Here is a 12330-nt window from a genome sequence, read left to right on the forward strand (position 1 = left end):
GCGGCGGGGCTCAGCGGGGCGCGCGAGCCCGCAGGAACGGCAGCTTCTCGAGCGGCAGGAACGCGGCCCAGCAGACCACGGTCGGCAGGAAGTGGATGCCGAGCGACAGGAACGTCGCGAGGTGGAAGAACAGGAACGTCGAGATCGCGACGTAGAGCCACCGGCCGCGGAGCCACAGCACCACGGGGGAGAGCAGCTCGATCAGGTAGAGGCCCCACTGGCCGAGGATCAGCAGCCACGGGTACTCCAGCGTCCAGCGGATCAGCGGCGAGCCGCGGCGCATGATCGCCCAGACGAACACGGCGCTGTTGGCCCAGCCGGCCGGGCTGCCCGACCGCATCCACTTCAGCACGGCTGACCCGAAGTACGTCGCGACGACCGCGAGCTGGATCGCGCGCAGCGCCCACCCCGCCGCCTGCGACGGCGTGTGGTCGCGCAGGCGGGTCAGGCCCGCCGTCGGGAGGACGGTGACGGCGACCATCAGCGCCAGGTGGTCGTGGCTGATGTAGCCGTAGCCCTGCGAGTTCAGCATCCAGACCCAGAACCCGAGCGCGACGAGCACGCCGGTGGTCCGCTGCAGCCGGCCCGCGACGACGGCGGCGATCCCCGCCACGCACGCCGCGAGCAGCGACCACAGCAGGATCTCGCCCTGCAGCGGTGTCAGGGCGGGGAGGTGGACGGCGCGCGCGAGCCACGTCGGGCGGTAGAGGTCGGGCACGTAGCCGTGCGGGACGACGCTCGTACGGATCCAGAGCACGTCGAGCACCACGAACGCGTAGATCAGCACACGGAACGCGGCGACCCGTGCCAGCGGCACGGGGGCGAGGAACCAGTCGGTGCCGGCCCGCAGCGCGCGGCGGACGGGGGAGGCGCTCGCGGCCGGGGCCGGTGCGGAAGCCGGGGCCGACGGGGTGGACGAGGTCGTCATCGCGTGACCTCCCAGGTCGCCAGGGTCAGGATCTCGGGTTCGCCGACGGCGTGGCCGTCCTGCAGCTGGACGACCGAGCGCCGCAGGTACAGGACCTCGGGCTGCGGGCGCTCGGGGCGCAGCTGCGCGTAGGCGTCGGCGAGGGACTGCAGCAGCGCGGGGTCGTCCACGAACCGGCCGAGCTGGCCCTCGATCTCGCCGCGCGCGACACCGGTGCTCGCATGGCTCAGGCCGATCACGACCGGCTCGGTCTCGCCGGGCAGCAGACCCTCCAGGTAGACCGACCGCACCGTGCCGTTCAGGTCCTTCGGGGCGCCGTACTGCGACAGCGACCCGAGCGGGAAGTAGTCGTCGGTGTCGTTGACCTGGCCCGCCACGAGCACGGCGAGCACGACCGCCGTCGCCCCCACCCGCCAGGCGACGCCGACCCGACCGAGCCGGCGCACGGGCGCGGCCGTCCTCTGATCGATCTCGTCCGGGGTCGTCCTGGTCACCCGGGACAACCTACCGCCCGGCCTCTTCGCCCCGGGCGGAACGAGCCGTCGCTGCTTGCACTCGGGGGGTGAGAGTGCCAATAATGGCGTTAGCACTCTCGTAGTGAGAGTGACAAACCTGCCGGTACCGATGAGGCGTCAGGGCAAGCGGGACATGACCGCTCGCCGGGCGTCGTCCGTCGCGGGCATCGCCCGGCAACCACAGTCGACACGGAGGATCGCACGCCACCATGGCCAAGATCATTGCCTTTGATGAGGAAGCCCGCCGCGGCATGGAGCGGGGCCTCAACCGCCTCGCCGACGCCGTCCGCGTGACCCTCGGCCCGAAGGGCCGCAACGTCGTCCTGGAGAAGAAGTGGGGCGCCCCCACGATCACCAACGACGGCGTCTCCATCGCCAAGGAGATCGAGCTCGAGGAGCCGCTGGAGAAGATCGGCGCCGAGCTCGTCAAGGAGGTCGCCAAGAAGACGGACGACGTCGCTGGCGACGGCACCACCACCGCCACCGTCCTGGCCCAGGCGCTCGTGCGCGAGGGTCTGCGCAACGTCGCCGCCGGCGCCAACCCGATCGCCCTCAAGCGGGGCATCGACAAGGCCGTCGAGGCCGTCACCGAGGCCCTGCGCACGCAGGCCGTCGAGATCGAGACGAAGGAGCAGATCGCCGCCACGGCCGCGATCTCCGCCAACGACCCGGCCATCGGCGACCTCATCGCCGAGGCGATCGACAAGGTCGGCAAGGAAGGCGTCATCACCGTCGAGGAGAGCAACGCGCTCGGTCTCGAGCTGGAGCTCACCGAGGGCATGCGCTTCGACAAGGGCTACCTGTCGGCGTACTTCGTCACCGACCAGGAGCGCCAGGAGGCCGTCCTGGAGGACGCGTACGTCCTGCTGGTCGAGTCCAAGATCTCGACGGTCAAGGACCTGCTGCCCCTGCTGGAGAAGATCATCCAGTCCGGCAAGCCGCTGGTGATCATCGCCGAGGACGTCGACAGCGAGGCCCTGGCCACGCTCGTCGTCAACAAGATCCGCAACATCTTCCGCTCCGTCGCCGTCAAGGCGCCCGGCTTCGGTGACCGCCGCAAGGCGATGCTGCAGGACATGGCCATCCTCACGGGTGGTCAGGTCATCTCCGAGACCGTCGGTCTCACGCTGGAGAACGCCGACCTGTCGGTGCTCGGCCAGGCGCGCAAGGTCGTCATCACCAAGGACGAGACGACGATCGTCGAGGGTGCCGGCGAGGCCGACCTCATCGAGGGTCGCGTCAGCCAGATCCGCGCCGAGATCGAGAACTCCGACTCGGACTACGACCGCGAGAAGCTCCAGGAGCGTCTCGCCAAGCTCGCCGGTGGCGTCGCCATCATCAAGGCGGGTGCGGCGACCGAGGTCGAGCTCAAGGAGCGCAAGCACCGCATCGAGGACGCCGTTCGCAACGCGAAGGCCGCCGTCGAGGAGGGCATCGTCGCCGGTGGTGGCGTCGCGCTCATCCAGGCCGGCAAGGTCGCGTTCGAGACCCTGCAGCTCGAGGGTGACGAGGCCACCGGGGCGAACATCGTCCGGGTCGCGATCGACGCGCCGCTCAAGCAGATCGCCATCAACGCCGGCCTCGAGGGCGGCGTCGTGGCGGAGAAGGTCCGCAGCCTGCCCGCGGGTCACGGCCTCAACGCCGCGACCGGTGTGTACGAGGACCTCCTCGCCGCCGGTGTGAACGACCCGGTCAAGGTCACGCGCTCCGCTCTGCAGAACGCCGCCTCGATCGCCGGTCTGTTCCTCACCACCGAGGCCGTCGTGGCCGAGAAGCCGGAGAAGGCCCAGCCGATGCCGGCCGGTGGCGGCGACGAGATGGGTGGCATGGGCTTCTGAGCCCTTCGCTCCCGTAGCGTCTGCAGCACCAGCACGACCCGCACCACCGGCGACGGCGGGCGGTCACCGCGAGGTGACCGTCCGCCGTCGTCGCACCCGGTGGTTTCCCACCGGGATCCGACCCGTCAGCGGATCCTCCGCTGCACCAGCCAGGAGGCACCGCCCGTGACCGACCCGAACCAGCCGCAGTGGCAGCAGCCGAACGGCCAGCAGGACGGCCAGACGAACGGCCAGCAGGACGCCGGCGTTCCGCCCGTCCCGCCCGCGCCGCCCGCGGCCCCGCCCGTCGCCCCGCAGGAGCCGGCGTTCGGCGCCTATGCCTCGCCCGGCCAGAACCCCCCGCCCGTCCCCGGCGGCTTCGACGCCCCCGGCGCACCCGGGTCCTACGGTTCGCCCGCCGGCTACGGCGCGCCCGCCGGTGGCCCCGGTGCGGTGCCGCCCGGCCCGCCCGCGCCGCCGTCGCCCTACGGTCAGCCCGGCCAGCCCAACCCCTACGGCGCGCCGACCCCCTACGCCCAGAACCAGTACGCCCCGACCGGCACGGTGCCGATGTCGTGGCGCACGATCACCTCGTTCCCGCTCTCGCTGATCGCGATCCTGTTCTTCCCGCCGCTGTTCGGCGGCGCGGCGATCGTCCTGTCCTCCCTGGCGCTGCGCCGTCGGGAGAAGGCGGCGAAGATCGCGCTGATCATCGCGATCTCCTGCACGGTGCTCGGTCTGGTCCTCGGGGCGATCGTCAACTCGCAGCTGAGCTGACCCCGCCCCACCCCTCGCCGGGGTAGACCCGAACGAGGCGACACCGACCCCACGCGGGTCGGTGTCGCCGCGAACGGGTCTACCTCGGCGTCGTCGTCGGGGTTCGACCCGACGGGTCGCTGCAACGTGTTGCAACGCTTGCACTCTGTTGCGGCGAAGAGCACACTCGTGGGGTGCGCACCGACGCGCACCTCGCGAAACACGCGACCTGCCCGACGACGAACAGGTGACCCCCGTGCGCGTAACCCGATCCACCCCGTCCCGCGGCCGACGCCGCGGCATCGGATCCGCCCTCGCCGCCTCGCTGCTGCTCAGCGGGGCCGCGGGCTTCGCCGGCACCACGGTGGCCGCCGCGGCACCCGGCGACAGTGCCGCCGCGGCCCCCGCGCCCGCCGCAGCCGCCGCCGACGACCGCACCTTCACGCTGGTCGGCAACCTCCAGTCCGAGCTCGGCTGCGCCGCCGACTGGGACCCGACCTGCGCCGACACCGTCCTGGCCGCGACCGACGTCCCCGGCGTCTACAGCGCCGACATCGAGCTCCCGGCGGGGGAGTGGGAGTACAAGGTCACCGTCAACGGCTCGTTCGACGAGTCCTACGGCCGGGAGGGTGGCGCCGACAACGCGCCGCTCACGGTCGCGGGCACGACCACGCTGCGCGTGACGTTCGACGACACCACCAAGCGCATCGGACTGACCCCGCTCGACCTGGCGGGCGAGTACACCGAGGCCGACGACGCCCTCGTGTCCGCCCCCGTGCGCCAGCCCGGCGCCGAGGAGGTCTTCTACTTCGTCATGACCGACCGGTTCGCGAACGGCGACACGTCCAACGACACCGCCGGCATCGCGGGCGGCCGCCTCGACCACGGCTTCGACCCGACCGACAAGGGCTTCTACCAGGGCGGCGACATCGCCGGTCTGCACGAGAACCTCGACTACATCGAGGACCTGGGGACGACGGCGATCTGGCTCACGCCGTCCTTCGAGAACCGTCCGGTGCAGGGCACGGGCGCCGACGCGTCCGCGGGCTACCACGGCTACTGGATCACCGACTTCACGCAGATCGACCCGCACCTGGGAACGAACGCCGAGCTCGAGGCGCTCATCGACGACGCGCACGAGCGCGACATCAAGGTCTACTTCGACATCATCACCAACCACACGGCCGACGTGATCGACTACGCCGAGGGCGAGTACTCCTACGTCGATGCGGCCACCTCGCCCTACACCGACGCCGCGGGCGAGGTCTTCGACCCGGCCGACTACGCCGGCACGGACGACTTCCCCGCGCTCGACCCGGCGACGTCGTTCCCGTACACGCCGGTGCTCGCGGGCGCGAACGCCGACGCCAAGACCCCGGACTGGCTGAACGACCCCACGCTCTACCACAACCGCGGCAACTCGACCTGGTCGGGGGAGTCGGTCACCTTCGGCGACTTCGACGGGCTCGACGACCTCATGACCGAGCACCCGCAGGTGGTGGACGGCATGGTCGACGTCTACGACGCGTGGGTCGACCTCGGCATCGACGGCTTTCGCATCGACACCGTCAAGCACGTCAACACCGAGTTCTGGGACGTCTTCACGCAAGCCGTCTCCGAGCACGCGACGGCGCAGGGTCGCCCCGACTTCTTCATGTTCGGCGAGGTCTACGACGCCGACCCGAAGCTCCTGAGCCCGTACGTGCGCAACACCGACATGGACTCGGTGCTCGACTTCTACTTCCAGCAGCAGGCCATCTCCTTCTCGGCGGGCAACGCCCCCTCGACGCTGGCCGCGCTGTTCGCCGGCGACGACTACTACACGACCCCGACGACCTCGGCCTCGGCGCTGCCGACCTTCCTCGGCAACCACGACATGGGCCGCGCGGCGTACTACCTGCGCCAGACGGACGACCCGCTGCAGCGCACGCAGCTCGCGCACGAGCTGATGTTCCTCACACGGGGCCAGCCGGTCGTCTACTACGGCGACGAGCAGGGCTTCGTCGGCGACGGCGACCTCGGCGGCAAGGACAAGGACGCGCGCCAGTCGCTCTTCGCCACGCAGGTGCCCGAGTTCGCCGAGCAGAACCTCGTCACCGGTGAGGTCGCCGGCAGCGTGGACCGCTACGACACCGACGCGCCGCTGTACACGGCCATCGCCGACCTGTCGCAGCTGCGCACCACCACGCCGGCGCTGTCCGACGGCGCGCAGATCGAGCGCCTCGTCGACGCGACCAACGGCGTCTACGCCTTCTCCCGCGTCGACCGCGACGAGCGGATCGAGCACCTCGTGGTGACGAACAACGCCGCGACGGCGCGCACCGTCTTCGTCCCCGCGCTGACGTCCGACGCCGCCTTCACGCCGCTGTTCGGCGAGACGGTCGCCACCTCCTCCGACGCCGATGGCCTGGTGAGCGTCAGCGTGCCGGCGCGCTCCGCCGTCGTCCTCGTGGCGGACGAGGAGGTCTCGACGCCCGCGGAGGTCTCCGACGTCGCCCTCACCGCGCCCTCGGCCGGTGCCGCGATCGACGGCGTGGCCCCGGTCGCCGTCGCGGTGGACGACTCCTGGCGCGAGACCTCGTTCGCGTGGCGCGTCGTCGGCGACGACGCGTGGACCGCTCTCGGCACCGCCGAGGACACCACCCCGCGCGTGTTCCACACCACCGACGGCCTCGCCGACGGCACGCTCGTGGAGTACCGCGCCGTCACCGTGGACGCCTCGGGCGCCACGTCGGCCGCGTCCACGTTCGCCTCGGTCGGCACCGACGTCACGACGGCGGCGCCCACCGAGCCCGAGCAGCCCACCTACGACATGGTCACCGTCCCCGGCAGCCACAACTCCGAGATGGGGTGCGCCGCCGACTGGCAGCCCGACTGCGCCGACGCCGCCCTCACGCTGCGCCCCGACGGCATCTGGGCGGGGACGTTCGACCTCCCGGCCGGGGACTACGAGTACAAGGTCGCGGTCAACGGCAGCTGGGACGTCAACTTCGGCGTCGGCGGCGTACCGGGTGGCGGCAATGCGCTCTACACGCACGCGGGCGGCGAGATCACGTTCTACTTCGACCCGGTCAGCAAGCAGTTCTCCAACACCTCCCAGGGCCCGATCGTCTCCCTCGCCGGGAACCTCCAGAGCGAGCTCGGCTGCACCGCCGACTGGATGCCCGGGGAGCTGTGCGCGTGGCTGACCGACTCCGACGGTGACGGGACGTACACGTTCTCGACCGACGCGCTCCCGACGGGGGCGTACGAGATCAAGGTGGTCCACGGCGTCGGCTGGGGCGAGAACTACGGCGCCGACGGCGTCCGCGACGGCCAGAACATCCTCTTCTCCGCCACGGAGGGCTCCATCACCACCTTCAGCTACGACATCGCCACGCACCTGCTGACGATCACGGCCGAGAACCCGCCGCTCGCGGGCACCGGGACTCTGCAGGCGCACTGGGTGACGCAGGACCTGCTCGCCTGGCCCAGCACGCTCGGGGCTCCGGCCGCGGGCGCGACCTGGACGCTGCACCACTCCGCGGACGCGTCGCTCGCCGTGACCGACGGCGCCGTCACCGGGGGCGAGGCGGTGGCCCTCACGCCGGTGAGCGGTGGCCTGCCGGCCGACGTCGCGGAGCGATTCCCGGCCCTGGCCGGGTACACCGTGCTGCGGGCCGAGGGGCTCTCCCGCGCGGACGCCGCCTCGATCCTGACCGAGCAGGTCTGGGTCACGCAGAGCAGCGGCGGTGAGCTCACGGCGGCCACCGGCGTGCAGATCCCCGGCGTGCTCGACGACCTCTACGCCGACGGCGTCGCGGACGCGAGCCTCGGCCTCGTCTTCAGCGGTGCGTCCGCCGCAGCGACGCTGTGGGCGCCGACGGCGCAGGACGCCGTGCTGCTCCGCACCCCCGCGGGGGCGGCGGCCGGCACCACCCCGACCGAGGTCGCCGCGACCCGCGACGACGCGACCGGGACCTGGACGACGGCGGCGAGCCTCGCCGTCGGCGACCTGTACTCCTGGCGGGTGAGCGTCTACGCACCCAGCACGGGCGCCGTCGAGACCAACGAGGTGAGCGACCCGTACTCGGTCGCCCTGACGACGAACTCCACCTCCTCGGTGGTGGTCGACCTCGCGGCCGACGACCTGAAGCCGGAGCTGTGGGAGGACACGGCGGCGCCGATCGTCGACCGTCCGGTGGACCGGGCGATCTACGAGCTGCACGTGCGCGACTTCTCGATCGGTGACACCACCGTCCCGGAGGCCGAGCGCGGCACGTACAAGGCGTTCACGCGCACCGGCTCCGCGGGGATGACGCACCTGGCCGAGCTGGCCGACGCGGGCATCAACACCGTCCACCTGCTGCCGACGTTCGACATCGCCAGCATCGAGGAGGATCGCGCCGCGCAGACGACGCCGGACTGCGACCTCGTCGCGCTCTCGGCGGCCGACCCGGCCGGCGAGGCCCAGCAGGCGTGCGTCGGTGCGCAGCGCGACACCGACGGCTACAACTGGGGCTACGACCCGTACCACTTCCTCGCACCCGAGGGCAGCTACGCGGCCGAGCCCGAGGGCGGGGCGCGCGTGGCCGAGTTCCGCGAGATGGTCGGCGGGCTGCACGCCACCGGGCTGCAGGTCGTGCTCGACCAGGTCTACAACCACACCGCCGCGTCCGGTCAGGCCGCGACGTCGGTCCTCGACCAGGTCGTGCCGGGCTACTACCACCGGCTCGACGCGAACGGCTCCGTGCAGACCTCCACGTGCTGCCAGAACATCGCCACGGAGCACGAGGTCGCCCAGAAGCTGATGGTCGACGCCGTGGTGCTGTGGGCGCGGGACTACCGCGTGGACGGCTTCCGGTTCGACCTCATGGGCCACCACAGCAGGGAGAACATGCTCGCGGTGCGCGCGGCCCTGGACGAGCTGACGCTCGCCGAGGACGGTGTGGACGGCTCGTCGGTCTACCTCTACGGCGAGGGCTGGAACTTCGGCGAGGTCGCCGACAACGCGCTGTTCGAGCAGGCCACCCAGGGTCAGCTCGGCGGCACGGGCATCGGCACCTTCAACGACCGGCTGCGCGACGGCGTGCACGGCGGCAGCCCGGTCGACGGGTCCTCGACGTTCGACCAGGGCTTCGGCACCGGGCTCGGAACCGACCCCAACGGGCGCTCGCGGACGGGTTCGGCGGAGCTCGGCGGGCTCACGGACCTGGTCAAGCTCGGGCTGGCGGGCAACCTCGCCGACTACGAGCTGACGGCGGCCTCGGGCGAGACCGTCCGGGGCGACGAGCTGGACTACCGCGGCGCGCCCGCCGGGTACGCGGTCGAGCCCGACGAGGTCATCAACTACGTCGACGCGCACGACAACGAGACGCTCTACGACATCGGCGTGCTCAAGCTGCCGGCCGACACCCCGATGGCGGACCGCGTGCGCATGAACACGCTGTCGCTGGCCACCGTGGCGCTGTCGCAGTCGCCCTCGTTCTGGCACGCCGGGACCGAGCTGCTGCGCAGCAAGTCGCTCGACCGCGACTCCTACAACTCCGGCGACTGGTTCAACCGGATCGACTGGACCGGTCAGGACAGCACGTTCGGGTCCGGCCTGCCGGGCGCGTGGTCGAACGAGGAGAAGTGGGCCGACATGCGCCCGCTGCTCGCCGACCCCGCGCTGAAGCCGGCGCCGGCCGACATGGCCGCGTCCAACGAGCAGGCGCTCGAGCTGCTCCGGGTCCGCGGCGAGGTCGACCTGCTGCGTCTCGGATCGGGCGACCTCATCAAGGAGAAGGTCTCCTTCCCGGCGTCCGGTCCGGACGCGGCGGCCGGCACCGTGGTGATGCTCGTCGACGACACGGTCGGCGAGAGCGTCTCCGACACGCTCGACTCGGCGCTCGTGGTGTTCAACGCCTCGCCGGACGCCGTCACGTTCCCGCTGACCGACCTCGCCGGGCGCGAGTACGCGCTGACGGCGGCGCAGGCCGACGGGAGCGACGCCGTCGTGAAGGCGACGGCGTGGGACGCCGCGACCGGTGCCCTGACGGTGCCGGCGCGCAGCTACGTGGTGCTGGTGGAGGAGGCCGACGGCGTCGCCCCGGCCCCGGAGTTCACCGACGTCTCCGAGGACAACCAGTTCTTCACGGAGATCACGTGGCTCGCCGAGCGCGGCATCTCGACCGGTTGGCCGAACGCCGACGGGACGGCCGAGTACCGGCCGCTGCTGCCGGTGGCGCGCGACGCCATGGCGGCGTTCCTGTTCCGGCTGCTCGCACCGTCGGACTACGAGCCGCCGACGACGTCGCCGTTCGTGGACGTCGCCACGACGAACCAGTTCTACGCGGAGATCGCGTGGTTGCACGAGTCCGGGATCTCGACGGGCTGGGCGCGGGGGGACGGGACCTTCGAGTTCCGTCCGCTGGCACCGATCGCGCGTGACGCGATGGCGGCGTTCCTCTACCGCGCGGCGGACTCGCCGGAGTTCACCCCGCCCGCGGTCTCGCCGTTCCAGGACGTGGCGCCGGGCGACCAGTTCTACGCCGAGATCGCCTGGATGAAGTCCACCGAGATCGGCCGGGGCTGGATCGGCAACGACGGCCGGGACTACTACCAGCCGCTCAACCCGGTCGCGCGCGACGCGATGGCCGCGTTCCTGTTCCGGTTCTACGACAAGGGGTTCGCCGGGTAGCCCCGCCCCACCACCCGCCGAGAATGCGCTCCGCTGCTGTATCCGCGCGATACAGCAGCGGGGCGCATTCTCGCTTCGGGTGCGGCTCGTCGACCATGCGTGTGGGTGCTGTATCCGGGCGATACAGCAGCCGAGCGCATCGTCGACAGGAGGTGGGGTGGCGGGAGAGGCGCGACGGGGCCCGCACCCGGGGCCCCGGAACCCCGCACCCCGCACCACCCGCCGAGAACGCCCCTCGCTGCTCGAGACGGACGTTCGAGCCGCCTGGGGCGTTCTCGCCCCGGTCGGGCAGTGCGTGCGCGGGGCGACGTGCTGGGTCAGGCGCGGAGGGCGGTGATCTCCGCGCTCAGGTTGGTTCGTGCCTGGTCCTCCCAGCGGCGGCGGCCGGCCGTCGTGTGGAACAGGGGTCCCCCGAGCAGCTGCTCGAGGACGGCGGCGCGGGCCGGTCGGAAGACGTCGGTGGGGACGTGGGCGTACTCGACGCGGATCGCGGCCGCGTAGTCGGCGTAGCGCGCGGGGGACTGGCCGAGCACGGCGAGATCGGCGTCGCACAGCAGCGCACCGACGGCGTCGCCCGCCTCGGGTCGGTGCGTGGCGGTGAGGAGCACGAGGCGGACGACGTCGTCGCGCACCTCGGTCGCGACCCGTCCGGTCAGTGCGTGGCGGGCGAGGTCGGCCGACGCCTGCTCGTCCGTGACACCGCGGGGGAGCGGGCCGTCGTGACGACGCCCCGAGGAGTGCACAGCGTCGTGGAACCACGCGGCGAGCCAGGCGCGGCGAGACTGCTCCGGCGTGACGCCGTCGGCGGCCAGGAGGTCGACGGAGTCGAGCACCTCGCGCAGGTGCGTGCGGCCGTGGTGGAGGCGGCCCTTCTCGCCCCACCGTGCCAGCAGGTCCTCCCCGACGGCGGTCCACGCGTCCGCCGTCGGCCCGCCCAACCCGCCCGGCGCCAGCGCTGCCCACGCCGCGCGGAGGTCCTCGACCTGGCCGATGCGCTCGCGCTCCGTGCGGCGCAGCCCGGAGGCGCGCAGTCGCCGCACGAGCGTGCCGGCGTCGACGGCCAGCGCCCCCCGGTCCCGGAGCTCGGCGTGACGCGAGGCCGGGACGTCGTAGTGGTCGAGGTCGAACGAGCGGGCGGGGAGCCCGGCGTCGGCGGCGAAGGTGTGCAGCTCGGCGAGCGAGTGGTCGGAGACCAGGTGGGACCAGAGCGTGCCGTGCGCCGGCCACAGCGGGGGATCGACGAGCACGGCCACCGACCGAGACTAGCCCGCGCCGGGCTGCCCGGCCGCCGACCGCCGTCGGGCGACCGCGCCGGTCGGACCCGCCGGTCAGACGGCCGTGAACAGCCGCGTCGCGCTGGCCTCGGTGTCGGTGTACTGCCGGGCGGCGTTGTCGAGCGCGAGGGCGATCGCGTCGAGGTTCGCCTCGACCTGGGCCTGCGTGGCACGCCACTGGGACGCGAGCGTCGCGAACTGGGCCGAGGCGGCACCCTGCCACGTCGACTCGAGCGACGTCAGGTGGGACATCATCGCCGCGACCTCGGTCGAGATCGTCACACCGGAGGTGCGGGTGGAGCGGGCGGCCGTGGCCACGGCCTCGGCGTCGACACGGAAGCTGGTCATCGAATCTCCTCGAACCGGCGCGATCGCCGCG

7 protein-coding genes are annotated in these 12330 nt (G+C 72.2%); 3 read left to right on the forward strand and 4 right to left on the reverse strand.

Annotation, left to right across the window (positions count from 1 at the left end; genetic code table 11):
* Window positions 1-10: 10 nt before the first annotated feature.
* Window positions 11-928, reverse strand: coding sequence for a hypothetical protein (locus SERN_RS08925; protein ID WP_233251566.1), 918 nt, complete (start codon window positions 926-928; stop codon window positions 11-13).
* Complete coding sequence (locus SERN_RS08930; protein WP_135849721.1) at window positions 925-1422, reverse strand: hypothetical protein; 498 nt, start codon at window positions 1420-1422, stop codon at window positions 925-927. The genes SERN_RS08925 and SERN_RS08930 overlap by 4 nt, the downstream gene beginning before the upstream one ends.
* A 230-nt stretch (window positions 1423-1652) precedes the next feature.
* Between SERN_RS08930 and groL the strand changes: the two genes are divergently transcribed.
* The 3 genes from groL to pulA all read left to right on the forward strand — a co-directional run bounded on the left by groL (window position 1653) and on the right by pulA (window position 10677).
* Window positions 1653-3281 (forward strand): chaperonin GroEL, encoded by a 1629-nt coding sequence (gene groL, locus SERN_RS08935; protein ID WP_135849722.1) that lies wholly within the window; start codon window positions 1653-1655, stop codon window positions 3279-3281.
* A gap of 165 nt (window positions 3282-3446) precedes the next feature.
* Window positions 3447-4037 carry a hypothetical protein gene (locus tag SERN_RS08940; RefSeq protein ID WP_135849723.1) on the forward strand — a complete coding sequence of 197 codons (591 nt, stop codon included), beginning with the start codon at window positions 3447-3449 and terminating at the stop codon, window positions 4035-4037.
* A gap of 235 nt (window positions 4038-4272) precedes the next feature.
* Window positions 4273-10677 carry a pullulanase-type alpha-1,6-glucosidase gene (gene pulA / locus SERN_RS08945; RefSeq protein ID WP_233251567.1) on the forward strand — a complete coding sequence of 2135 codons (6405 nt, stop codon included), beginning with the start codon at window positions 4273-4275 and terminating at the stop codon, window positions 10675-10677.
* Window positions 10678-10994: 317 nt separating this feature from the next.
* Here the strand turns inward: pulA and SERN_RS08950 are convergent, their stop codons facing one another.
* Both SERN_RS08950 and SERN_RS08955 read right to left on the reverse strand, forming a co-directional pair.
* Window positions 10995-11930, reverse strand: coding sequence for a DUF4031 domain-containing protein (locus SERN_RS08950; RefSeq protein WP_135849725.1), 936 nt, complete (start codon window positions 11928-11930; stop codon window positions 10995-10997).
* A gap of 75 nt (window positions 11931-12005) precedes the next feature.
* The gene (locus SERN_RS08955) at window positions 12006-12299 is read right to left on the reverse strand and encodes a WXG100 family type VII secretion target (protein ID WP_135849726.1); all 294 of its coding nucleotides are present in this window, start codon (window positions 12297-12299) and stop codon (window positions 12006-12008) included.
* Window positions 12300-12330 lie beyond the last annotated feature (31 nt).

The sequence above is a fragment of the Serinibacter arcticus genome (assembly GCF_004786095.1).
Classification (GTDB): Bacteria; Actinomycetota; Actinomycetes; order Actinomycetales; family Beutenbergiaceae; genus Litorihabitans; species Litorihabitans arcticus.